The organism is Streptomyces naganishii JCM 4654 (assembly GCF_014650575.1).
GTDB lineage: Bacteria > Actinomycetota > Actinomycetes > Streptomycetales > Streptomycetaceae > Streptomyces > Streptomyces naganishii.
Genome location: NZ_BMVF01000027.1, coordinates 26983 through 49884, shown reverse-complemented (window position 1 = coordinate 49884; position 22902 = coordinate 26983). Strand labels below are relative to the sequence as shown.

The following is a 22902-nucleotide window of genomic DNA, read 5'->3' as shown; positions in this document are numbered from 1 at the left end:
GGCCGCGGCCGCGCGGGTCTTCGTGATTCCGGCCACGTCCGGCGCCGGCGCCCGCCCGTGCACCGGCGTTCACCTTGCGACTACCCGCTTACCCGGGTGTGTCCTCGTCCTCGTCACCGTCGTTCTCGGCCAGGACGGGGGAGGCGTGGTGCGACCAGAGCTTCCAGCCGAGGGGTGTGCGCCGGAACACGTTGGTGGCGACCACGAGCTGTCCCACGAGCGGGCCGAGTTCGCCGCCGCCGTCGGGGGCGGGGCCGCCGCTGAGGATGTTCTCGGTGCAGGTCACCAGGGCGGTGTCGCCGGTGACGGAGACGTGCACGTCGGTGAGGAAGAACTGGATGTAGTCGGTGTTGGCCATGATCAGCGCGTAGGAGCGGAGCACCTCGCCGCGGCCGGTGAGGACGGGCCAGCCCGGGTGCACGCAGGAGATGACCCCGGTGTCGGCCGGGTCGTGGTACTCCTCGTCGACGCCCAGGTCGGACGGGGTGAGCCAGAGCGAGGTCAGCTCCTCGAAGTCGCCCCGCTCCATCGCCTCGTAGAAGGCGGTGTTGGCCGCCTCGACCTGCTCGACGTCGGTGTGCGGGGCGCTCACCGGGCTCCCTCGGCGCGCGTGCCGCCCTGCGCGGCACCGGCTCCGGGGACACCGGCCTCCGGTGCACCGACTCCGGGAGTGCGGGCCTCGGCGGCGCGCGCTCCGGGCGTACCGGTCTCGGGCGTGCCGGTCTCGGGCGTACGAGATCCGGGCGTGCGGGCCGCCTCCACGGCGCGTGCGACGCGTACCGCGTCCGCCGTCGCGCGGACCTCGTGCACGCGTACCGCCCACGCGCCGGCGTACGCCGCGAGCGCGGAGACCGCGGCCGTGGCGGCGTCGCGCTCCCGCGCGGGCGGCGGGGCTCCCTCGGGGCCGGCCAGGATCCGGCCGAGGAACCGCTTGCGGGAGGCGGCGACGAGGACGGGGTGGCCGAGACCCAGCAGGCGGTCGAGACGGGCCAGGAGCGCCAGGTCGTGTCCGGCCTCCTTGGAGAAGCCCAGGCCGGGGTCGACCACGATGCGGTCGGCGGCGACGCCGCCCTCCAGGACGGCCTCCACGCGCGCGTGCAGCTCGTCGACGACCTCGGTGACCACGTCGTCGTAGTGCCCCTGGACGTTGCCGCCCTCCAGGAAGCCGCGCCAGTGCATGACGACGAAGGGGGCGCCGGTCCGCGCCACCATGGGGATCATGTGAGGGTCGGCGAGGCCGCCGCTGACGTCGTTGACGAGGGCGGCACCGGCCGCGAGGGCCTGTTCGGCGACGCGGGCGCGCATGGTGTCCACGGAGATCGTGACGCCCTCGGAGGCCAGGCCGCGCACCACCGGCACGACGCGCCGCAGTTCCTCGGCCTCGTCGACGCGGGTCGCGCCGGGGCGGGTGGACTCGCCGCCCACGTCGACCAGGTCGGCGCCCTCGGCCACCAGGTCGAGGCCGTGCTTGACGGCCGCTGTGGTGTCGAACCAGCGGCCGCCGTCGGAGAAGGAGTCGGGCGTCACGTTGACGACCCCCATGACCGCGCAGCGGTCCCACACCGGAAGCCCCGCCACACGCCCACGCCCGCTGTCATCACTCATACATTCAGCGTAGGCCCCACCCGTGACCCCGCCGCCCCACAGCCCTGCCCCCGCCTCGGGGCGGCCGCAGGGCCGGGACCAGCCCCCCGCCCCGGGGTGGCCGTAGGGTCGAGGAGGAAGTGACACGCCATGGAGGGGCCCGGGCGGGGACCCTGGGGTGGAGGGGGAGGGCCCGCCCGGGCTGTTCGCGGGGTCAGGCCGCGCGGACGTCGCGCTCCGCGACCGTGTGGGCGCACGGGCGCTGGGCGGCCGCGCGGCGGCGGCGCAGGAAGCGGGGCAGCGGCAGCGCCAGGTTGACGAAGCCCTCGGCCTGCATCGCGGCGAAGCCGATGCGGGGCAGGTCGGAGGAGGCGCGGTAGACGACGAACCGCGGCTCCCAGCGCGGCTGGAACTTGGCGTTGAACTTGTACAGCGACTCGATCTGGAACCAGCGGGAGAGGAACACCAGCAGCCCGCGCCAGGCCCGCAGCACCGGCCCGGCGCCGATCTTCTCGCCGCGGGCGAGGGCCGAGCGGAACATCGCGAAGTTCAGCGAGATCCGCTTGATGCCGAGCTTCTGGGCCGCCTGGAGCGTGGCGACGATCAGCAGTTCGTTCATGCCGGGGTCGGCCGAGCGGTCGCGCCGCATCAGTTCCAGGGAGGCGCCGTCCGTGCCCCACGGCACGAAGTGGATGATCGCCTTGAGGTCGCCGTAGGGACCCGGCTCCTCGTCCTGCTTGTGCGCGGTGGCGATCAGGCAGTCCCCGTCGGAGGGGTCGCCGATGCGGCCGAGCGCCATGGAGAACCCGCGCTCGGTGTCGGTGCCGCGCCAGTCCTCGGCGGCCAGCCGGATGCGCTCCAGCTCGGCCTCCCCGAGGTCACGGATGCGCCGCACCCGGGTTTCGTAGCCGGCCCGCTCGATGCGCTTGACCATCTGACGGACGTTGCGCATCGCGCGTCCGGCCAACGAGAAATCCGCGACGTCGACCACCGCCTCGTCGCCCAGTTCCAGGGCGTCCAGGCCGGTCTCCCGGGTCCACACCTCGCCGCCCGTCTCCGAGCAGCCCATGACGGCGGGCGTCCAGGAGTGGGCCCTGGCCTCGTCCATGAACCGCTCGATGGCGCCCGGCCACGCCTCGACGTCGCCGATCGGGTCGCCGCTGGCGAGCATCACACCGGAGACGACGCGGTACGTCACCGCCGCCTTGCCGCTGGGGGAGAAGACGACCGCCTTGTCGCGGCGCAGCGCGAAGTGGCCGAGGGAGTCACGGGCGCCGTGCTTGGCCAGCAGGGCGCGCAGCTTGTCCTCGTCCTCCTCGGTGAGCCGGGCGGCCGGGTGCTCGGGGCGGAACGCGAGGTAGACCGTGGTGACCGCGGTGAGCCAGCCGAGCGCGCCGAGGGAGAACGCCACCGTCCAGGAGGTGTTGCCCTGGTAGGCGAGCGGCCCTTCGAAGCCGAACAGGCCGTAGACGACGTGGGTCAGCCGGTCCGCGAGGCTCGGGTTGCCCACCATGCGGTGCCCGTGGACGCTGACGATGACCAGGCCGAGCGCGAGCGAACCGGCACTCATCAGCACGAAGTTGGCCAGCGCCCGCCACCGGCTGCGCGGGTCGGGCAGCGCCATGAACTGGTCGCGGTGGATCAGCAGCGGCGCGAGCAGCGCGAGCGAGATGAGCACGCCGATGACCGAGTGCCGGTAGACGAACTCCGCCGCCGCGCCGGCCGGCAGCAGTGCCACGGCCGCGCGCCAGGCCCGGCGCTTGCGCCGCTTCAGGCCGTGCGCCAGCAGCAGCAACAGCACGCCGGCGCTGAGCGAGAGCGCCGCGGCGAACGGGCCGAACGAGCCCGGCAGCACTTCCGCGATGGCGTGCATACGGCTGTGCCGGAAGCGTGGGAAGACGCCCGCGGCGATGTCCAGGAGGCCCACGAGGGTGCAGGCCCAGCCGACCAGTACGGGGACGGCCTCGGGGCGCGGGCCGCGGAGTATCCGCCGCACCCGGCTTGATCGGCCCGGAACCCCGCCCGACATTTCCCCATCTATCCTGACAGACATCGCATCCCGTAGTTCTGCGAGAGACCTTGAATCCGGTGCCGACCCGGGCATCCGGCGACATTGCGCCCTCTAGGACGGTGTCTCGGGGAGAGAGGTTCACTCTCCACCGAAAAGTCGGGTCAAAGGCCAGTCAAAGGCCGGGGCAAGTCCTCGCAATGATGCGGTGGACGGCCCGGCAGGGAAGGTCAGGCAGGAAAGAGCCCATGGGTCTCACGAGTAAAAAAGTGCTCGCGCTGGCGGTGCTGTTCGCCGTGCTGCTGTTCGTCGCCACGGTGTGGTTCTGGCCGCGCCTGGCGCGCCGCAACTGGCGGGCCGTCAGCGGCCGTGTCGCCATCCTGCTGGCCACCCAGGCAGCGATCTTCGCCTGCGTGGGCCTCGCCGCCAACCAGGCCTTCGGCTTCTACGCCAGCTGGGCCGACCTCTTCGGCCAGGAGACCGACCAGGGGGTCGTCATCGACAACTCCGCCCACGGCGGTGCCAGCGGCCCGCTCCAAGTGGTCGGCACCGAGCGGATACAGATGTCCAACGGCTCGCGGCCGCAGATCGCCGGCCAGGTGCAGAAGGTGGACATCCTGGGCCGTACGACCCACATCGCCACCCCGGCGTACGTCTATCTGCCGCCGGAGTACTTCCAGCCGCAGTACCGCACGCGCACCTTCCCGGCCGCCGTCGTCCTCACCGGCTACCCGGGCACCGCGCACGCGCTGGTCAGCAAGCTGCAGTACCCGAAGACCGCGATGGACCTCGCCAGGCAGGGGCGGATGCAGCCGATGATCCTGGTCATGCTGCGTCCGACGCTGGCGCCGCCGCGCGACACCGAGTGCGTGGACATCCCCGGCGGCCCGCAGACGGAGACCTTCCTCGCCAAGGACCTGACGCAGGCCGTGCAGGCGCACTACCGGGTGGGCAGAGGCCCCGGCCACTGGGGCATCGTCGGTGACTCCACGGGCGGTTACTGCGCGCTGAAGCTCGCCATCCACCACCCCGAGACGTACGCCGCCGGCGCGGGCCTGTCCGCCTACTACAAGGCGCCCATCGACGCGACCACGGGCGACTTGTTCCACGGGAACAAGAATCTGCAGAACCGTGCCGACCTGCTGTGGAGCATCAAGCACCTGCCCGCGCCCGACACTTCGCTGCTCCTCACCAGCAGCAAGGTCGGCGAGGGCAACTACAAGGCCACGCTCAAGCTGATCGACGCGGTGAAGGCGACGAACAAGACCCGGGTCTCCTCGATCATCCTCGCCAGCGGCGGCCACAACTTCAACACCTGGCGGCGGGAGATCCCCCCGACGCTCCAGTGGATCAGCGGGCGCCTCACGGACCGCTGAAACGCCGCCCGAAAAAGAGTCCCGACCGTGGCCGTCTTTTTGCGGGGCGGCCCTCCACGATTCCCCTACTCGCGGTAAGTTTCTGGCCATGCCACGTGGACGTCATCGCCATTCACCTCCCTTGCACAGGCTGTTGCCTCCCTCGGCGATCGCCGGCGTCTCCGTCGTGTGCGCCCTCGGCCCGTGGGTGTTCTCGGCGCCGGTGGTGCTGCGCTCCCTCGCGGCGGCCGCCGCGGCCACGGCCGTCGCCGGCGCGGTCGTCATGCGCCGCTGGGACGCACAGGCGGGCAGGCAGGTCGCCGACCTCACGCGCGCGCGTGCGAGCGACGAGTGGCGCTTCGAGGAACGGGTCGCCGAGCTGGAGACCGACCTCGAGGAGTCGCGCGAGCTGCGCGGCCGCCTGGAGCAGAAGCTGCGCGCCAAGCGGGCCGAGCTCGCCGGCCTGCGCAACGAACACGCGGCGCTGCTGCGGCGGTACGCCACCGCCGAGACCGAGCGGGCGAGCGCCCTCGAGGGCCGCCGCCTGCTGGAGATAGAGGCCGGCTCCGACGACGTACGGGCCCTGCCCGCCGCGCCGGAGGACCGGGCCGACCGGACCCCGGCCGACGCCACCGCCGACACCGGCGCCAGCTCCGGCGTGGGCCCCGGTTCCGGCGCCGACGCCGGTGAGGGCGTACCGGAGGAGAGGGCGGATGTGACTCCCTCCGTGTTCTCCCCGGAGGGCTCCCGGCTGTTCCTGCGTGCCGACGCCGCGCTGCTGCGGCTCGCGGCGGGCACGGGGGACGGCGAGGCGACGCGGGGGGACGGGGCGCGGACGGCCCGGCCGGAGACCGCCGCGAAGGCGGAGACCTCCGGGAAGGCCGAGGCCGAGGCAGAGGCGGGGGCCGCCGGGAACACCGGGGACACCGGCGGGGCGGATACGGCCGCGGAGGCCGACGGGTCCGGGAACGACGAGGCCGCCGGCGATGCCGGGGTGACCGGGAAGGCTGGTGCCGCCGGGAAGACGGAGGCCGCCGGGAAGACGGAGGCTGCCGCCGAGACGGGCGGGGCTGCCGAGGCGGAGGGCGCCGCAAGGACGGTCTCCGTGCCGAAGCAGGGCCGCGAGCCCGGCCGCGAGCCCGGTCGTGAGGCCGAACCCACTGCCCAGCAGGTCGGCGAATCCGCCGCCGGGACGGACAGCGGCCCCGCCGCCGCGTCTCCCACGCGGGAGGACGAACCGCAGGGGCAGCCCGAGGCGGCCGACGCGCACGAGCCCGCGGCCGCCGCCTCCACGACCGAGCCGGCCGCACGCGCCGCGCAACCGGGAGCCCAGGCCGAGCCCGCCGCCGTCACCACGGGCAAGCCCGTGCGGCAGCCCTCCGGGCACTTCACCGTTCCGACCGCCGTCGCCGTCGTGCCGGCCGCACCCGCGCGGCGCCCGGTCGTCGAGGGTGGTTTCGACTTCTTCGGCACGCAGAAGGGGGCGCCGTCCACGGCCCTGGACGCGGTCCAGAACGAGGACCTCGCCGACGTGGTCGGCCAGGAGGCGCTCGCCCTGCACAAGGCCGAGTCGGAGTCGCAGTACAAGCCGGCCGACGCCGGCGCGTCGGTCGTGGGCCAGGTCATCGACCTCACCGCTCACGACGAGACGGAGCAGATCGACCTCCAGGGCCTGCGGACCGCGGCCTCCTAGCCGTCCTGGTCCGGACCGGCCGCGGACGGGCCACGGGCCATCCACCGGTCCGGGCGGGCGGCCCCGCGGCCCGTCCGCGACCGGTCGGCCTGCGCGGCGAGCAGCCACGCCGCCTCCCCGGCGTCCCGCAGCCGCGCCGTGACCGTCCTGTTGGCGCCCGTGTCCACATGGACGTCGGCGACGCCCCACAGGCGTCGCCACGGCCCCTGAGTGAGGCGCACGCTCTGCACCTTGGCGTGCGGCGCCAGCGCGAGCCGACGCCGCAGCAGCCCGTGCCGGGCGGCGAACACGGTCTCGGTCACGGTGAATCCGTACGCCCGCCAGCGCACCGGCGCGCACCACCCCGCGCGGCGCGGCGGCCGGAGCAGGGCGGCCGCGTCCGGCACCGCCGCCTCCGGCAGCACCCGGGCGATGACCGACTCGGCGACCTCGCGCGGGGCGACCGGCAGCAGCAGGGAGTTCGACGAGCCGGCCACGTCCAGCCCGACCCGCACCCAGCCGCGCCGCCGCCACAGCAGCGGCTCGGTGATCCGTACGGTCTGCACCCGGCCCGGCGGCACCGTCTCGTGCGTGCGGTCCAGCAGGCCCCGGTCGATGCGCAGCCCGTCCGGCGACTCGCTCAGCGTCCAGTCGTACGCCCCCGCGAAGCGGCCCGCGCTGCCGGTGACGGCGCCGCCGACCAGCGGTACGGCCACCGCGAGCGTCGTCCACAGGCTGTGGGTGGCCAGCCACACCAGCGGCGGCACCACGAGGGCGGAGGCGAGCGAGCCCCAGGTCGCGCCGACCAGCAGCAGCGAGACGGCGATGTCCCGCGCGGGTACCCGCACGAGCACCCGCGCGGGTGCCTCACCGACCTCGTGCGCGGTCCGCGGGGCGAACCCGGCGGCGCGGGCGAGCAGTTCGGCGCGCAGCGCCCTGGCGTGGTCCTCGCCGAGGAAGGCCAGCTCGTCCTTCTTCGCCGTCCCTATGACGTCCAGCTTGAGTTTCGCCACGCCCGCGATCCGGGCGAGCAGCGGCCGGGTCACGTCGACGGCCTGGATGCGCTCCAGCCGGATGTGCGCGGTGCGGCGGAACAACAGGCCGGTGCGGATGCGCAGTTCGGTGTCGGTCACGGCGTAGTGCGTGAACCACCAGGACAGGAAGCCGTAGAGGGCGGCGGCCGGGACGACGATCGCGAGGGCGAGCAGCAGGGCGGTCGTGGTCAGGCGCGACAGCTGCCGCTGCGCCTGGTCCGGGTCGTGCGCGGCCCATCCCGCCAGCAGGGCGACCGGCGCCCAGGCCCGCCGCAGGGGCGTCACGGGGTGCAGCCGCCGCTCGGTCACCGACGGCCGCCGCTCGGTCACCGGCGGCCCGCCCGGTATCGCCCGCTCGCCGTCCGGGACTCTTTCGTCCTGTGTGGGCCGTCCGTCCGCCGCCGTCACAGTCCCGCCGATCGGGCCTCGCCGAGCTCGGTGAGCCGGTCGCGCAGGCGTTCCGCCTCGGCCGGGTCGAGGCCGGGGATGGTCGCGTCGGTGGTGGCGGCGGCCGTGTGCAGCTGCACGGTGGCCAGCCCGAAGTGCCGTTCGACGGGCCCGGAGGTGACCTCGACCAGCTGCATCCGCCCGTACGGCACGACGGTCTCCTCACGCCAGAGCACACCCCGGCTGATCAGCAGGTCGTCGGCGCGCTCGGCGTACCGCCAGGAGCGCCAGTTGCGGCCCAGCAGCACCCAGCCCCACGCCATCAGCGCCAGCGCCAGGGCCGACCAGGCCGCGCCTGCCACCAGCCCGGGCACGAGCCCGGCGACCAGTGCGAGCAGGCCCAGCCACACCACCAGCAGCAGCCGTCGCATGCGCAGCAGGCCGGGCGGCAGCGCGTTCCACACGGGCTCGACCCCCGCCTCGCCCCCCGCCGCCCTTCCGTCTTCAGGGCTCCCCGTCTCCATGGGGCAAGCGTACGTAGGCGAGACTGTGTCCATGACTCCTACGACGGAGACCATGGTCGGGATCGGCGGCGCCGCGGACAGCACCGACATGGTGCTCAACATCGGGCCGCAGCACCCGTCCACGCACGGCGTGCTGCGGCTGAAGCTGGTGCTGGACGGCGAGCGCATCACGCGCGCGGAGCCGGTGATCGGCTATATGCACCGCGGCGCGGAGAAGCTGTTCGAGGCGCGTGACTACCGGCAGATCATCATGCTGGCCAACCGCCACGACTGGCTGTCGGCCTTCTCCAACGAACTGGGCGTGGTCCTCGCGGTGGAGCGGATGCTCGGCATGGAGGTGCCCGAGCGCGCGGTGTGGACGCGCACGCTGCTCGCCGAGCTGAACCGGGTGCTCAATCACCTGATGTTCCTCGGCTCGTATCCGCTGGAGCTGGGCGGCATCACGCCGGTCTTCTACGCGTTCCGGGAGCGGGAGGTGCTCCAGAACGTGATGGAGGAGGTCTCCGGCGGCCGGATGCACTACATGTTCAACCGGGTCGGCGGCCTCAAGGAGGACCTGCCGGCCGGGTGGGCCACGCGCGCGCGTGCCGCCGTGGCCGCCGTGCGCTCGCGGATGGACGTCTTCGACGACCTGGTGCTCGGCAACGAGATCTTCCGGGGGCGCACGCGGGGCGTGGGCGCCCTGAGCGCGCGGGACGTGCACTCCTACGGCGTGAGCGGGCCGATCGCGCGCGCCTCGGGCGTCGACTTCGACCTGCGCCGGGACGAGCCGTACCTCGCGTACGGGGAACTGGCGGACGTGCTGGAGGTGGTCACCCGGCAGGAGGGGGACTGCCTCGCCCGTTTCGAGTGCCTGCTGGCGCAGACCCACAACGCCCTGGAGCTGGCCGACGCGTGCCTGGACCGGCTGGCCGAGCTGCCGCCGGGGCCGATCAACCAGCGGCTGCCCAAGGTGCTCAAGGCGCCCGAGGGGCACACCTACGCGTGGACCGAGAACCCCCTCGGCATCAACGGCTACTACCTGGTCAGCAAGGGCGAGAAGACGCCGTACCGGCTGAAGCTGCGCTCGGCCTCGTACAACAACATCCAGGCGCTGACCGAGCTGCTGCCGGGGACGCTGGTGGCGGACATGGTGGCCATCCTGGGGTCAATGTTCTTCGTGGTCGGGGACATCGACAAATAGCGCCGCGAACAGGGCCTCCGCGTCCGTCTCCGGGAGCCCGGCGGCCTGCAGCAGCCAGCCGAACCCACCGAGCCCCTCGGGCGCGGTGAGCTCACCCGCCTCCCCGGCGAGCGCGAGGGCCCGCACGTATTCCGCGGGGCGAGTGGAAGCGAGCGCGAGCGACGGCCTTGCGCCGCTGACCCCGAGCCCGCGCAGAGCCTCGCGCTGAGTAACCAGCCGAGCCCCGGGCACCGAGTACACGGCGCCCGCACCCGCCGCACCTGCGCCCGCGCCCACCGGCCCCACGTCCGCGCCCGCTGAGCCTGCGCCCGCGGCGGCTACGCCCGCCGGGCCCTTGCCCGCCCCTGCCGAGCCGGCGCTTGCCGCGCCTGCGCCTGCCGGGCCCGTGGCGGCTGTGCCTGCCGGGCCTGTGGCCGCGCTCGCTGGGGCTGTGCCCGTCAGGTCCGTGGCCGCCGAGCCCGCGCTCGCCTTGCCTGGAACCGCTGAGTCCGTGCCTATGGCTGCGGTGCCCCCGGCTGCTGAGCCCGCGCCCGCGGGGGCTACGCCCGCCGGGCCCTTGCCCGCCCCTGCCGAGCCGGCGCTTGCCGCGCCTGCGCCAGCCGTGCCCGTGGCCGTGGCTCCCGGGCCTGTGGCCGCGCTCGCTGGGCCTGTGCCCACCGAGGCCGGGTCCGGGCCCGTGCCTGCGCCTGCCGGGCCCGTGACCGCGCCTGCCGGGCCTGTGGCCGCGCTCGCTGGGCCTGTGCCCACCGAGGCCGAGTCCGTGGCCGTGGCTCCCGGCCCTGCCCCCGCCGTGCCCGAGCCCGAGTCCGTGCCCGCCGGCCCCGTGCTCCCCGCAGCCGTCGCGCACGCGTCCAGTGCGACGTGGGCCGTGATGTCGCAGGTGCCGTCCGGGACGGGGGCTGTTTCGCGGCCGTTCCGGAAGCCGGTCAGGGTGCCGAAGGGCGGGCGGGTCGGCGTGGTGTGGGCGTAGTCGACGGCGACCGCAAGGCCGCGCTCGACGTGGGACACGGCGTCCGCCCAGGCGGTGTCCCTGGTGAGGCCGATCTCGGCGCGCAGGCCGGGCTCGGCCGCGAGTGGCCACCAGCGGGCCAGCCAGCGCTCCTCGGCGCCGGTCAGCGGCTCCCCGAGCCGTTCGGCGCCGTCCCGCCGTACCAGGACCCGGCGCGCGACCCCTTCGGAGTCGACCTCGGCGACCTCCAGCGGCACGTTGTCCAGCCACTCGTTGGCGAACAGCAGCCCCGTGATCCCGCGCGGGGGCACGGCCCGCCACTCGATGCGCCGGTCGAGCCCCTCGGGCCGCGCGGCGATCTCGACGGCGTGCACGCGCGCGCGTGCCGCCACACCGGCCGGCAGCGCGGCGAGGACTCCGGCAGCCAGCTCACCCCTGCCCGCCGCCATGTCGACGAAGTCGAGCACCGCCGGGCGCCCCAGCGCCTCGTCGACCCGGCACAGCAGCCGCGCCACGGCCCGCGCGAACAGCGGCGAGGCGTGCACGGACGTACGGAAGTGCCCGGCCGGTCCCTCGGGCCGGCGGTAGAAGCCGTCCGGCCCGTACAGCGCCTCCTCGGCCGCCGCCCGCCAGCCGCGCCAGTCCTCCGCCCGCGGGGGGCCCACTGTGTCGTCCGCCACCCCGCCAGCCTAGGCGCACAGGTGATCACGGCATCCACCTTGGGGAGTAGGAGCACGGAGCGCGGATCGATCCTCCGGTTGACCCCTGCACCTATCACGCATACCTACTCTGGGTTACGTGCAGCGCCTCTATGACTTCCTCCGCAGGCACCCGATGTGGGTCGACGGCTCCTGGGCCCTCGTCCTGCTCGGGCTCTCCAGCGTGAGCGCGACAAGCGTCAACGGGGCGCCCGGCCACCACGGATCCCTGGGCGCGGCCCTGGCCGTGTCCGTCGTCCTGTGCGTCGTGGTCACACTGCGCCGCCGTATGCCCGAGAAGATGCTGCTGCTCACGGCGGCGACCGGCGTGGCGCAGCTGGTGCTGGACGTCGAGACCATGGTCGCCGACTTCGCCATGCTGGTGATCATCTACACCGTCGCCGCGGTCGGCGCCCGCTGGGCCTCACGGTTCGCGCTGATGGGTGGCCTGTGCGCGGCGGCCCTCGCGCAGATCCGCTGGCCCCAGCAGCACACGAACGTCCTCGGCCAGGTCGCGCTAGCCGTCTTCCAGACCGTGCCGTTCGCGCTGGCCTGGGTCCTCGGCGACTCCATGCGCACCCGCCGCGCCTACTTCGCGCAGCTGGAGGAGCGGGCCGCACGGCTGGAGAAGGAGCGCGAGGCGCAGGCCAAGGTGGCCGTCGCCGCCGAACGGGCCCGCATCGCGCGCGAGCTGCACGACGTGGTCGCGCACAACGTGTCGGTGATGGTCGTGCAGGCCGACGGCGCCGCCTACGTCCTCGACGCCGCCCCCGACCAGGCCAAGAAGGCCCTGGAGACCATCTCCTCCACCGGCCGCCAGGCCCTGGCCGAGATGCGCCGGCTGCTCGGCGTGCTGCGCACCGGCGAGCACCAGGAGAGCGGCGAGTACGTGCCGCAGCCCGACGTGGAGCAGATCGAGGACCTGGTCGAGCAGTGCCGTGGCTCCGGGCTGCCCGTCGACTTCCGCGTCGAGGGCACCCCGCGCCCGCTGCCCAGCGGCGTCGAGCTCACCGCGTACCGCATCGTGCAGGAGGCGCTCACCAACACCCGCAAGCACGGCGGTCCGAACGCGGGCGCGAGCGTGCGCCTGGTCTACTTCGACGACGGCCTCGGGCTGCTCGTCGAGGACGACGGCAAGGGCGCCCCGCACGAGCTGTACGAGGAGGGCGGCGCCGACGGCCGGGGCCACGGCCTGATCGGCATGCGGGAGCGCGTCGGCATGGTCGGCGGCACCCTGGACGCGGGCCCGCGCCCCGGAGGAGGCTTCCGCATCAGCGCCCTGCTGCCGCTCAAACCGGCGCACTGACGCCCCCGCCGCCCCGCGCGCACCTGTTCAACCGTCCGCCTGCCCCCCGAGACCCCCCGGCGCCCCCGCGCCCACCCGCGACCCCCGCCCCGCCCCGACGAACGGAAGAGAAGCCCGATGACGATCCGCGTGATGCTCGTCGACGACCAGGTGCTGCTGCGCACCGGATTCCGGATGGTGCTCGCCGCCCAGCCGGACATGGAGGTCGTCGCCGAGGCGGGCGACGGCGTCGAGGCCCTCCAGGTGCTGCGCGCGACGGCGGTCGACGTGGTGCTGATGGATGTGCGCATGCCGAAGCTGGACGGCGTCGAGGCCACCCGCCGCATCTGCGCGCAGCCCGACCCGCCGAAGGTGCTGATCCTGACCACCTTCGACCTCGACGAGTACGCCTTCTCGGGGCTGAAGGCGGGCGCGTCCGGGTTCATGCTCAAGGACGTGCCACCCGGCGACCTGCTGGCCGCGATCCGCGCCGTCCACAGCGGTGACGCGGTCGTCGCGCCGTCCACCACGCGCCGGCTGCTGGACCGGTTCGCGCCCATGCTGCCCACCGGCGGGGGCGAGCCCCGGCACAAGGAGCTGCAGCGGCTCACCGAGCGCGAGCGTGAGGTGATGGTGCTCGTCGCGCAGGGCCTGTCGAACGGCGAGATCGCCGCCCGGCTGGTGCTGTCCGAGGCGACCGTGAAGACGCACGTGGGCCGCATCCTGACCAAGCTGGGGCTCAGGGACCGGGTGCAGGTCGTCGTGCTCGCCTACGAGACGGGACTCGTCCGCGCCGGCGGTCACGGCTGACCGGGTCCGCCGTCCACCCGGCTGACCGCGGGCCGCGGCCCTCGGTAGGGTCTCCCGCATGCTCCTGTGGATCAACGGCCCCTTCGGGGGCGGCAAGACACAGACCGCACACGAGATCCAGCGCCGCCTGCCGGGCAGCGTCATCTGCGATCCCGAGCACGCCGGCTTCGGCCTGCGTCGCATGCTGCCGCCCGAACTGCGCGGAGACTTCCAGGATTTGGCGTCCTGGCGGCAGGGCGTGGTCGAGGTCCTCGGCCTGGCCCTCGCCAAGCACGAGGGCGTGGTGATCGCCCCGATGACGGTCACCGAACCGGACGCCTTCGCCGAGACCGTCGGCAGGCTGCGCGAACTGGGCCACGACGTACGGCACTTCACGCTCCTCGCTGAGCGCGAGACCGTGCTGAGGCGGCTGCGGGAGCGTGGCTTCGGTCACCTCCTTCAGTACGTCACCGGGAAGACGGGCGAGAACGCCGGCCTCCGCCGGGAGAGCTGGGCCGTACGGCAGCTCGACCACTGCCTGGAGCGGCTGCGCGAGCCCGAGTTCGCCGAACACCTGTGGACGGACCACACGACCGTGCCGAAGACCGCTGACCGGATCGCCGTACTGGCCGGTCTGACGCTCAGGCCCAACACCGAGGGCCCGCTGCGGACCCGGCTCAGGCAGGCGGGGGTCGGCGTCCGGCACATCCGCTTCGACTGACCGTCGCCCCCGTCGCCCCGCTGCCCCGCCGCCCGCGCGGGGCCCTAGCGCAGGATGCCCTCCAGGAAGTCGCTGCCCAGCCGGGCCACCACCGCCACGTCCAGCTGGTGGTACACGTACCGCCCCCGGCGCCGGGTGATGATCAGGCCCGCCTTCTTGAGCACCCCCAGGTGCCGGGATATCTCGGGCGCGGTCATGCCGTGCGCCTGGGTCAGCTCGCCTGTGGTGAACGCGGTGCGGGCCAGGCTGCGGCACAGGCGCATCCTGACCGGGTGGGACAGGGCGGCCATCCGCAGGGTCAGCTGTTCCACCGAGGGCGGCGCGGCGAGCTCGGGCGAGCCGACCGGGTAGTGCAGCACCGGCTGCCAGCCGTAGCGGTGCAGCACCATCAGGTGGGGCCAGCCCAAGCTGGTGGGCACGAGCAGCAGGCCGCCGCCGGCGGTGGCCGTGCGGCCCTCGCCGAGCTTGTCGACCGTGACGCGCTCGGCGGACTCGTCCAGCGTCACCGCCGTGGACACCGCGGCCAGCGCCTCGGCCAGACCCCGGCGCCGCAGCAGCTCCGTCTTGTGCCGGGCGTCCGCCGCGAGCTGGTGGCGCAGCCGGGACCAGGTCTCGGCGAAGAACGCCTCGTCGCAGTCCTGGAGGAACTGCCGCAGCCAGGTCCGGATCCGCGGCGGGTCGGCCAGCAGCCGCTCGCTGAAACGCACTTGCTGCGGCCCGCGCGCGGCCGCCAGCTCCAGGGCGCGGCGGCGCAGCGCGGCGTCGGTGAGCGGGCCGGGTCCCGGCACGCTGTAGGGCAGGGCGCAGGTGAACTCCAGGGCCGCGTCCACGAACTGCTCGTCGGACAGCTTGTCGAGCAGGTCCAGCTCCCCCGCGAGGTCCCCGCCGGGCAGGGCGCTGCCGCCGGGGATGCCCGCGTACGGCAGGAAGAGGTCGGAGAAGGTCGTGCGCCACAGGAAGTCGGCCTCGCACATGCGGTCCGCGAGATGCGGGTCGAGCCGGGCGGTCACGCCCGTCACCCAGGCCTGGAGGCCCGGGTGGTGTCCCGGCTCGGACAGCGCGTGCAGCGCCATGCCGAGCTCGGCCAGGGGCGAGGGCACCACGGCCACCCTCTCCGGCCGCAGCCCCGCGATGTCGATGCGTACGCTCATGCCCCCCATGGTGCCCGGCCGCACTGACAATCAGGGCCGGCCGGGCCACCCGCCGGGCGTCTGCGCCTAGTTCGCCCCGTTTGCCCCTTTCATCTCTTCCGTCAGGCGGGCGGTGAACCCGGCGACCGCCTCCCGTACGTCGTCGGCCGTCCACTCCAGGCCCGCGGCCCGTACGGAGACCTCGGTGAGGGCGATCCCCGGACCCCGGGCGTCCCAGCCGTCCGGGAAGAGCATCGTCCCGGTCTCCTCGGCGGTGCGGATCGCGGCCCGGGCGAGGACGTCCGCGTCGTACGGCAGCCAGAGCTGGAACTCGTGGGTGTGCGGCTCGGCGGGATGGACCCGCGCCCACGGCAGTCCGGCCTCCGCGAACCCCTCGCGCAGCGCGGCGGCGACCACGCGCGCGTGCCGCACGTACGAGGGCAGCCGGGGCAGTTCGCGCTCGAGGCCGGCCAGCGCCGACAGCGCGGTGGGGAACTGCTGGAACGCCGTGCCGCCGTACCGGTGCCGCCAGGCCCTGGCCTCCTCCACCAGCTCCCTCGGACCGGCCAGCGCCGCTCCGCCGTAGCCGTCGAGGGACTTGTAGAACGACACGTAGACGCTGTCGGCAAGGTCCGCGATCTCGGCGAGGGTGCGGCCGAAGTGGACCGTGGACTCCCACAGGCGCGCGCCGTCGAAGTGCACCACCGCCTCGCGCTCGCGCGCCGCCTCCACCACCTCGGTGAGCTCCTCCCAGGAGGGCAGCAGGAACCCGGCGTCGCGCAGCGGCAGTTCGAGCATCAGGGTGCCGAAGGGCTCGTCGAGTCCGCGCACCTCCGCGGCCGTCGGCGGCCGGGGCTCGCCGGTCACCCGCACCGGCCGCAGGCCGCTCACCTGGCTGAGCGCGTGCCTCTCGTGCACCTCGGGGTGGGCCAGGGCGTGCAGGGCGACGGCCGGGTCGCCGGTGCGGCCCGCCCAGCAGCGCAGGGCCACCTGCTGGGCCATCGTCCCGGTCGGGAAGAAGGCGGCCGCCTCCTTGCCGAGCAGCCCGGCCGTCCTCTCCTCCAGGGCCTCGACCACGCCGTCGCCGTACATGTCCGACGGCTGGTCCAAGTTGTACAGCTCCGGCGCCCGCTCCAGCAGCGCCAGCCGCTCGCGGAGCGTGCCCAGGAAACCGGGGCGCGCGAGCACGCGCTCCGCGCTCCGGTGCGCGCTCATGCGCCGCTGCCTGAGCCGCTTGCGCCGCTCGTCCTCGGATTCAGGCTCTTCCGTGTCGCTCATGCCCTGGATCATCGCGCGGGCCGCCGCCTGCTGACACCCGGATTTCGGAGTGGCCGGGCCGCTCCACCGCGGCGTGGCGTAACCCACAGCCTGTGGACGACCGGACGTCGCCGCGAGCGATAGCGTTAACATGACGAGAAATCGTCCGGTACCCGGAGCGGACTGGAACGGGAAGGCCACTGTCGCGTGACTACAAGCCAACAGCCAGATCCCAGGGACCGTCCCGCGCGGCTCACCGTCGGCGTCGTCGGCGCCGGCCGGGTGGGCCCCGCGCTCGCCGCGTCCCTGCGGCTCGCCGGGCACCGGCCGGTGGCCGTCTCCGGGGTCTCCGACGCCTCCCGCAGGCGCGCCGACCTGATGCTCCCCGACGTCCCCCTGGTGCCGCCAGCCGAGGTCCTCCAGCGGGCCGACCTGGTGCTCCTGACCGTCCCCGACGACACCCTGCCCGGGCTGGTCACCGGCCTCGCCGAGACGGGGGCCGTCCGCCCCGGCCAGCTGCTCGCGCACACCTCCGGGCGGTACGGCGCGAAGGTCCTCGACCCCGCCCTGCGCGCGGGCGCGCTGCCCCTGGCCCTGCACCCTGCGATGACCTTCACGGGCACGCCCGTGGACGTGCAGCGGCTGGCCGGCTGCTCCTTCGGCGTCACCGCGCCCGAGGAGCTGCGGCTGGCCGCCGAGGCCCTGGTCGTCGAGATGGGCGGCGAGCCGGAGTGGATCGCCGAGGACATGCGCCCGCTGTACCACGCGGCGCTCGCGCTGGGCGCCAACCACCTGGTGACCCTGGTCGCCCAGTCCATGGAGCTGCTGCGCGAGGCCGGCGTCGAGGCCCCCGACCGGATGCTCGGCCCGCTGCTCGGCGCCGCCCTGGACAACGCCCTGCGCTCCGGTGACGCGGCCCTGACCGGCCCGGTCGCGCGCGGGGACGCGGGCACGGTCGCCGCCCACGTCAGCGAGTTGCGCCGGCACGCCCCGCAGACCGTGGCCGGCTACCTGGCGATGGCCCGCGCCACCGCCGACCGCGCCCTCGCCCACGGCCTGCTCAAGCCCGAACTGGCCGAGGACCTGCTGGGCGTCCTCGCCGACGCCACCGGCCCGGCCGGCGCCCCCGGCACGACGCACGGCGGCGACGGCAGCGACGGCCCGGACCAAGGCCCTGACGACCACGGCCGCGACGACCGTGGCGACGACGGCCTCGGCGACGGCGGCGAGGGAGGGAACCGATGACCCGCGCGGAACACTCGGACAACCGCACGGCACTCACGCGCGCCGGACACCCGGCGACCACGCGCGCCGGACACGCCACCGGCACGCGCGCCGGACACCCGGCCCCTGCGCGCGCCGGACACCGGACCGGGCACCCGGCGCACCGGACCGTGCCGGGCCACGCACAGCAGGGCCGCCGGACGACCCCGGAGCCCGGGAACGGAGACGCCCGATGACCACAGCCCTGCTGCGCACAGCCGGCGAACTGCACGCACGCGCGCGTACCGGCCGCCGTGCCGTCGTGATGACCATGGGCGCTCTGCACGAGGGCCACGCCACCCTGATCCGCGCCGCGCGGGGGATCGCGGGCGACGACGGCGAGGTCGTCGTCACCGTCTTCGTCAACCCCCTCCAGTTCGGCGCCGGCGAGGACCTCGACCGCTACCCGCGCACCCTGGAGGCCGACCTCAAGGTCGCCGAACAGGCGGGCGCCGACGTCGTGTTCGCACCCTCCGTCGAGGAGGTGTACCCCGGCGGCGAGCCCCAGGTGCGCATCAGCGCCGGCCCCATGGGCGAGCGTCTGGAGGGCGCCTCGCGGCCCGGCCACTTCGACGGGATGCTCACCGTCGTCGCCAAGCTGCTGCACCTCACCCGCCCCGACGCCGCCCTGTACGGCCAGAAGGACGCCCAACAGCTCGCCCTGATCCGCCGCATGGTGCGCGACCTCAACTTCGGCGTGGAGATCGTCGCGGTGCCCACCGTGCGCGAGGCCGACGGACTGGCCCTGTCCAGCCGCAACCGCTACCTGTCCGCGTCCGAGCGGCACACCGCCCTCGCCCTGTCCCAGGCCCTGTTCGCGGGCCGGGACCGGCACGCGGCACAGGAGGCGCTGCGCGCCCGGGCCCGCGAGGTGCCCTCCACGCGCGCGCGTGCCGAGGCGCTCAGCGCGCTCGGCGAGTCGCGCGCGGCCGCCGACGCCGCCGCCGTCGCCAAGGCGTCCCCCGGCGCGGCCGACGCCGTCCGCGCTGCCGCACGGCTGGTCCTGGACGAGGCCGCCCGCTCCACGCCGCCCCTCGAACTCGACTACCTCGCCCTCGTCGACCCGTCCGACTTCACCGACATCGACGACGACTTCACCGGTGAGGCCGTCCTCGCCGTCGCCGCCCGGGTCGGCTCGACCCGGCTGATCGACAACCTCCCCCTCACCTTCGGAAACCTCGGAGCCGCCTCGTGACCAGCACAGGCACCAGCACAGGCATACGACTGCACGCGCCCGCGCCCGGGTGGTCCATCTCCGCGGACGTCGTGGTCGTCGGCTCCGGCGTGGCCGGGCTGACCGCGGCCCTGCGCTGCGAGGCGGCCGGCCTGACGACGGTCGTCGTGACCAAGGCACGCCTGGACGACGGCTCCACGCGCTGGGCCCAGGGCGGCATCGCCGCGGCCCTCGGCGAGGGCGACACCCCCGAGCAGCACCTGGACGACACCCTGGTCGCGGGGGCGGGCCTGTGCGACGAGGAGGCCGTGCGCCTGCTGGTCACCGAGGGCCCCGACGCCGTGCGGCGGCTGATCTCCACCGGCGCGCACTTCGACACCGACGACGAGGGCGGCATCCAGCTCACCCGCGAGGGCGGTCACCACCGCCGCCGTATCGCCCACGCGGGCGGCGACGCGACCGGCGCGGAAGTCTCCCGCGCGCTCGTCGACGCGGTACGCGCGCGTGGACTGCGCACCATCGAGAACGCGCTCGTGCTCGACCTGCTCACCGACGCCACCGGCCGCACCGCGGGCGTGACCCTGCACGTGATGGGCGAGGGCCAGCACGACGGCGTCGGCGCCGTGCACGCGCCCGCCGTGGTCCTGGCCACCGGCGGCATGGGCCAGGTGTTCTCCGCGACCACCAACCCGTCCGTGTCCACGGGCGACGGCGTGGCGCTGGCCCTGCGCGCGGGCGCTGAGGTCTCCGACCTGGAGTTCGTGCAGTTCCACCCGACCGTGCTCTTCCTCGGCCCGGACGCCGAGGGCCAGCAGCCCCTGGTCTCCGAGGCCGTGCGTGGCGAGGGCGCCCACCTGGTCGACGCCGACGGCGTGCGCTTCATGGTCGGGCAGCACGAACTGGCCGAGCTGGCGCCCCGGGACATCGTCGCCAAGGGCATCACGCGCCGCATGCAGGAGCAGGACGTCGAGCACATGTTCCTCGACGCCCGGCACTTCGGCGCCGACATGTGGGAGCACCGCTTCCCGACCATCCTGGCCGCCTGCCGCGCCCACGGCATCGACCCGGTCACCGAGCCCGTCCCGATCGCCCCCGCCGCCCACTACGCCTCCGGGGGCGTCCGCACCGACTCCCTGGGCCGCACCACCGTGCCCGGCCTGTACGCGTGCGGCGAGGTCGCCTGCACCGGGGTGCACGGCGCCAACCGCCTCGCGTCCAACTCCCTCCTGGAGGGCCTGGTCTACGCCGAGCGCATCGCCGCCGACATCGCGCGCGAGCGCACGGAGAACGGCCTGCACGCGCGCGTGCCCGAGCCCGTGCCCTGCTCCGAGAAGCCGGCCCACCCCCTGCTCGCCCCCGAGACGCGGTTCGCCATCCAGCGGATCATGACCGAGGGCGCGGGCGTGCTGCGCTCCGCCGCGTCCCTCGCCCAGGCCGCCGACCGGCTCGAGCAGCTCCACGCCGAGGCCCGCGGGGCGCTCGAAGAGAACGGAAAGACCGCCGAACCCGGCGTCGACACCTGGGAGGCGACCAACCTCCTGTGCGTGGCCCGCGTCCTGGTCGCCGCCGCCCGGCTGCGCGAGGAGACCCGCGGCTGCCACTGGCGCGAGGACCGTCCCGAGCGCGACGACACCGGCTGGCGCCGCCACATCGTCGTACGGCTGAACCCGGACCGGACGCCCGCCGTGCACACCACGGACACGGCAGACTTCCCCCCGACCCGCCCCGAGGCCCCCGCGCCCCGCCGCCCCCAGGAGCAGTGACACAAGTGAGCACCGAAGACCTTCCCCTCGCCTCGAACGGCGGCTGCTGCGGCGGCGGAGGCTGCGCCTGCGGCGCGGACGCCGACGAGGAGTACATGGAGTGCGGGCTCGACCCCGCCCTCGCCCAGCTCCTGGCCGACGCCCACCTCGACCCCGTGGAGGTCGAGGACATCGCCAACGTCGCCATCCAGGAGGACCTCGACCACGGCGTGGACGTGACGACGGTCGCCACCATCCCCGAGACCGCCGTCGCCACCGGCGACTTCACCGCCCGCGAGGCGGGCGTGGTGGCCGGTCTGCGGGTCGCCGAGGCGGTGCTCTCGGTGGTCTGCACCGACGAGTTCGAGGTGGAGCGCCACGTCGACGACGGCGACCGCGTGCACGCCGGGCAGAAGCTGCTGTCGGTCACCACGCGCACGCGTGACCTGCTGACCGCCGAGCGCAGCGCGCTGAACCTGCTGTGCCGGCTGTCCGGCATCGCGACCGCCACGCGCGCGTGGGCGGACGCCCTGGAGGGCACCAAGGCGCGGGTCCGCGACACCCGCAAGACCACGCCCGGTCTGCGGTCGCTGGAGAAGTTCGCCGTCCGCTGCGGCGGGGGCGTCAACCACCGCATGTCCCTGTCGGACGCGGCCCTGGTCAAGGACAACCACGTGGTGGCCGCGGGCGGCGTGGCGGCGGCCTTCAAGGCCGTACGGGAGGCGTTCCCCGAGGTCCCGATCGAGGTCGAGGTCGACACCCTGCACCAGCTGCGCGAGGTCGTGGACGCGGGCGCGGACCTGATCCTGCTGGACAACTTCACGCCCGGCGAGTGCGAGGAGGCGGTCTCCATCGTCGACGGCCGGGCGCTGCTGGAGGCGTCGGGCCGGCTGACCCTGGACAACGCCCGCGCCTACGCGGAGACCGGCGTGGACTACCTCGCCGTAGGGGCCCTGACCCACTCCTCGCCGATCCTGGACATCGGCCTGGACCTGCGCGAGGCGGAGTAACGGCCATGCTCCTGACGATCGACGTCGGCAACACGCAAACCGTGCTCGGCCTGTTCGACGGGGAGGACATCGTCGAGCACTGGCGCATCTCCACCGACCCCCGCCGCACCGCCGACGAGCTGGCCGTGCTCCTCCAGGGTCTGATGGGCATGCACCCGCTGCTCGGCGACGAGCTCGGCGACGGGATCGACGGCATCGCCATCTGCGCCACCGTGCCCTCGGTGCTGCACGAGCTGCGCGAGGTGACCCGGCGCTACTACGGCGACGTGCCCGCCGTCCTCGTCGAGCCCGGCGTGAAGACCGGTGTGCCGATCCTCTTCGACAACCCCAAGGAGGTCGGCGCCGACCGCATCGTCAACGCGGTGGCGGCCAACGAGCTGTACGGGGGCCCGGCGATCGTCGTCGACTTCGGCACCGCGACGACCTTCGACGCGGTCTCCGCGCGCGGGGAGTACGTCGGCGGGGTCATCGCGCCCGGCATCGAGATCTCCGTGGAGGCGCTGGGCGTCAAGGCGGCGATGCTGCGCAAGATCGAGGTGGCCCGGCCGCGCAGCGTGATCGGCAAGAACACGGTCGAGGCCATGCAGGCGGGCATCGTCTACGGGTTCGCCGGCCAGGTCGACGGCGTGGTGAGCCGCATCGCCCGCGAACTCGCCGACGACCCGGACGACGTGACGGTGATCGCCACCGGCGGCCTGGCCCCGATGGTGCTCGGCGAGTCCTCCGCGATCGACGAACACGAGCCCTGGCTGACCCTGATCGGCCTCCGCCTGGTCTACGAACGCAACATCGCCCGCACGTAAGCCCCGCGGACCACGGACCGCGGCCACGACGCGCCGCCCCCCGGCGGGCGGCGCGACCGGAAGACACCGGCCACCCCGCGCGGCGCGGCGCGCGCCACGCCCGTGAGGCGCTGCCCGCTACGCGGGCGGGGGTGGTGGGCGTGCCGCCCGTGGGGGGCGCGGGCCGCTCGCGGCAGGCGTCGGCTGTACCCGGCGTGAGGTGTCGCGGCAGCACGCCCGCGCGGGACGGCGCGTGTCACGCCCGTGAGGTGTCGCCTGTCCCGTGCGGGGCTCCTCCCGCCCCGCGTGCCAGGCGGCACTCGGCGCGCGCCCGAGGTGTCGGTGGGTGTCACTC

The 22902-nt window shown here is 74.5% G+C and carries 18 protein-coding genes and 2 pseudogenes; 11 read left to right on the top strand and 9 right to left on the bottom strand.

Translation table 11 applies throughout. From position 1 onward, the window contains the following. Positions 1 to 88: 88 nt before the first annotated feature. The 3 genes from IE217_RS31965 to IE217_RS31955 all read right to left on the bottom strand — a co-directional run bounded on the left by IE217_RS31965 (position 89) and on the right by IE217_RS31955 (position 3613). Complete coding sequence (locus IE217_RS31965) at positions 89 to 592, bottom strand: nuclear transport factor 2 family protein (RefSeq protein WP_190181456.1); 504 nt, start codon at positions 590 to 592, stop codon at positions 89 to 91. Then, positions 589 to 1605: a dihydropteroate synthase gene (folP, locus tag IE217_RS31960; RefSeq protein WP_229865767.1), complete on the bottom strand. Its 1017-nt coding sequence runs from the start codon at positions 1603 to 1605 to the stop codon at positions 589 to 591. The genes IE217_RS31965 and folP overlap by 4 nt, the downstream gene beginning before the upstream one ends. Before the next feature lie 193 nt (positions 1606 to 1798). Next, positions 1799 to 3613 carry a phosphatidylglycerol lysyltransferase domain-containing protein gene (locus IE217_RS31955; protein WP_190181455.1) on the bottom strand — a complete coding sequence of 605 codons (1815 nt, stop codon included), beginning with the start codon at positions 3611 to 3613 and terminating at the stop codon, positions 1799 to 1801. A 227-nt stretch (positions 3614 to 3840) separates the two neighbouring features. Here IE217_RS31955 and IE217_RS31950 point away from each other — a divergent pair, with 227 nt between their 5' ends. Beyond that, entirely contained in the window at positions 3841 to 4968 is a 1128-nt protein-coding gene (locus IE217_RS31950; RefSeq protein ID WP_190181454.1) for an alpha/beta hydrolase, read from the top strand. 88 nt (positions 4969 to 5056) lie between these two features. Then, entirely contained in the window at positions 5057 to 6640 is a 1584-nt protein-coding gene (locus IE217_RS31945; protein WP_190181453.1) for a putative sodium/potassium/calcium exchanger, read from the top strand. Here IE217_RS31945 and IE217_RS31940 read toward each other — a convergent pair. Next, a complete protein-coding gene (locus IE217_RS31940; protein WP_229865764.1) occupies positions 6637 to 7983 on the bottom strand; it encodes a PH domain-containing protein in 1347 nt (448 codons plus the stop codon). The two genes, IE217_RS31945 and IE217_RS31940, sit on opposite strands and share 4 nt — an antisense overlap. A 74-nt stretch (positions 7984 to 8057) precedes the next feature. Then, on the bottom strand, positions 8058 to 8564 hold the full coding sequence (locus IE217_RS31935) for a PH domain-containing protein (protein ID WP_190181452.1): 507 nt from the start codon (positions 8562 to 8564) through the stop codon (positions 8058 to 8060). Between the two features lie 31 nt (positions 8565 to 8595). Here IE217_RS31935 and IE217_RS31930 point away from each other — a divergent pair, with 31 nt between their 5' ends. After that, positions 8596 to 9747 carry an NADH-quinone oxidoreductase subunit D gene (locus IE217_RS31930; protein ID WP_190181451.1) on the top strand — a complete coding sequence of 384 codons (1152 nt, stop codon included), beginning with the start codon at positions 8596 to 8598 and terminating at the stop codon, positions 9745 to 9747. Here IE217_RS31930 and IE217_RS35560 read toward each other — a convergent pair. Next, positions 9712 to 9981 (bottom strand): annotated as a pseudogene (locus IE217_RS35560) (SAM-dependent methyltransferase); the annotation flags it as partial. The gene IE217_RS31930 and the pseudogene IE217_RS35560 sit on opposite strands and share 36 nt — an antisense overlap. Positions 9982 to 10580: 599 nt before the next feature. Continuing rightward, positions 10581 to 11376, bottom strand: a pseudogene (locus tag IE217_RS31920) (SAM-dependent methyltransferase); the annotation flags it as partial. A 118-nt stretch (positions 11377 to 11494) separates the two neighbouring features. On the opposite strand from IE217_RS31920, the gene IE217_RS31915 reads away from it, so the two are divergent. The 3 genes from IE217_RS31915 to IE217_RS31905 all read left to right on the top strand — a co-directional run bounded on the left by IE217_RS31915 (position 11495) and on the right by IE217_RS31905 (position 14189). Further along, positions 11495 to 12700 carry a sensor histidine kinase gene (locus IE217_RS31915; RefSeq protein WP_190181450.1) on the top strand — a complete coding sequence of 402 codons (1206 nt, stop codon included), beginning with the start codon at positions 11495 to 11497 and terminating at the stop codon, positions 12698 to 12700. Between the two features lie 117 nt (positions 12701 to 12817). Further along, positions 12818 to 13489 (top strand): response regulator, encoded by a 672-nt coding sequence (locus IE217_RS31910; protein ID WP_190181449.1) that lies wholly within the window; start codon positions 12818 to 12820, stop codon positions 13487 to 13489. A 58-nt stretch (positions 13490 to 13547) separates the two neighbouring features. Then, positions 13548 to 14189 carry an AAA family ATPase gene (locus IE217_RS31905; protein ID WP_190181448.1) on the top strand — a complete coding sequence of 214 codons (642 nt, stop codon included), beginning with the start codon at positions 13548 to 13550 and terminating at the stop codon, positions 14187 to 14189. A 44-nt stretch (positions 14190 to 14233) separates the two neighbouring features. Here IE217_RS31905 and IE217_RS31900 read toward each other — a convergent pair whose 3' ends face one another. Next, a complete protein-coding gene (locus tag IE217_RS31900; protein WP_190181447.1) occupies positions 14234 to 15340 on the bottom strand; it encodes a DUF5937 family protein in 1107 nt (368 codons plus the stop codon). A gap of 66 nt (positions 15341 to 15406) precedes the next feature. Further along, positions 15407 to 16597 (bottom strand): threonine aldolase family protein, encoded by a 1191-nt coding sequence (locus IE217_RS31895; protein ID WP_229865762.1) that lies wholly within the window; start codon positions 16595 to 16597, stop codon positions 15407 to 15409. Positions 16598 to 16783: 186 nt separating this feature from the next. Between IE217_RS31895 and IE217_RS31890 the strand changes: the two genes are divergently transcribed. From IE217_RS31890 to IE217_RS31870, 5 genes are all read left to right on the top strand, one after another. Then, positions 16784 to 17821, top strand: coding sequence for a Rossmann-like and DUF2520 domain-containing protein (locus IE217_RS31890; RefSeq protein ID WP_190181445.1), 1038 nt, complete (start codon positions 16784 to 16786; stop codon positions 17819 to 17821). Positions 17822 to 18032: 211 nt separating this feature from the next. Beyond that, positions 18033 to 19034 carry a pantoate--beta-alanine ligase gene (panC, locus tag IE217_RS31885; protein WP_190181444.1) on the top strand — a complete coding sequence of 334 codons (1002 nt, stop codon included), beginning with the start codon at positions 18033 to 18035 and terminating at the stop codon, positions 19032 to 19034. Next, a complete protein-coding gene (locus tag IE217_RS31880) occupies positions 19031 to 20776 on the top strand; it encodes an L-aspartate oxidase (RefSeq protein ID WP_190181443.1) in 1746 nt (581 codons plus the stop codon). Before panC ends, IE217_RS31880 begins: the two co-directional genes overlap by 4 nt. Before the next feature lie 5 nt (positions 20777 to 20781). After that, positions 20782 to 21765, top strand: coding sequence for a carboxylating nicotinate-nucleotide diphosphorylase (nadC, locus tag IE217_RS31875; RefSeq protein WP_190181442.1), 984 nt, complete (start codon positions 20782 to 20784; stop codon positions 21763 to 21765). A 5-nt stretch (positions 21766 to 21770) separates the two neighbouring features. Further along, positions 21771 to 22568 (top strand): type III pantothenate kinase, encoded by a 798-nt coding sequence (locus IE217_RS31870; RefSeq protein WP_190181441.1) that lies wholly within the window; start codon positions 21771 to 21773, stop codon positions 22566 to 22568. The last annotated feature ends 334 nt before the right edge of the window (positions 22569 to 22902 follow it).

What these genes read in the sequence shown, in the direction of transcription:
- IE217_RS31910 (WP_190181449.1), top strand. Translation starts at nt 12,818, where the DNA reads ATGACGATCCGCGTGATGCTCGTCGACGACCAGGTGCTGCTGCGCACC.
- IE217_RS31870 (WP_190181441.1), top strand. Translation starts at nt 21,771, where the DNA reads ATGCTCCTGACGATCGACGTCGGCAACACGCAAACCGTGCTCGGCCTG.
- IE217_RS31900 (WP_190181447.1), bottom strand. Translation starts at nt 15,340, where the DNA reads ATGAGCGTACGCATCGACATCGCGGGGCTGCGGCCGGAGAGGGTGGCC.
- IE217_RS31955 (WP_190181455.1), bottom strand. Translation starts at nt 3,613, where the DNA reads ATGTCGGGCGGGGTTCCGGGCCGATCAAGCCGGGTGCGGCGGATACTC.
- IE217_RS31935 (WP_190181452.1), bottom strand. Translation starts at nt 8,564, where the DNA reads ATGGAGACGGGGAGCCCTGAAGACGGAAGGGCGGCGGGGGGCGAGGCG.
- IE217_RS31930 (WP_190181451.1), top strand. Translation starts at nt 8,596, where the DNA reads ATGACTCCTACGACGGAGACCATGGTCGGGATCGGCGGCGCCGCGGAC.
- IE217_RS31895 (WP_229865762.1), bottom strand. Translation starts at nt 16,597, where the DNA reads ATGAGCGACACGGAAGAGCCTGAATCCGAGGACGAGCGGCGCAAGCGG.
- folP (WP_229865767.1), bottom strand. Translation starts at nt 1,605, where the DNA reads ATGAGTGATGACAGCGGGCGTGGGCGTGTGGCGGGGCTTCCGGTGTGG.
- IE217_RS31950 (WP_190181454.1), top strand. Translation starts at nt 3,841, where the DNA reads ATGGGTCTCACGAGTAAAAAAGTGCTCGCGCTGGCGGTGCTGTTCGCC.
- panC (WP_190181444.1), top strand. Translation starts at nt 18,033, where the DNA reads ATGACCACAGCCCTGCTGCGCACAGCCGGCGAACTGCACGCACGCGCG.
- IE217_RS31905 (WP_190181448.1), top strand. Translation starts at nt 13,548, where the DNA reads ATGCTCCTGTGGATCAACGGCCCCTTCGGGGGCGGCAAGACACAGACC.
- IE217_RS31945 (WP_190181453.1), top strand. Translation starts at nt 5,057, where the DNA reads ATGCCACGTGGACGTCATCGCCATTCACCTCCCTTGCACAGGCTGTTG.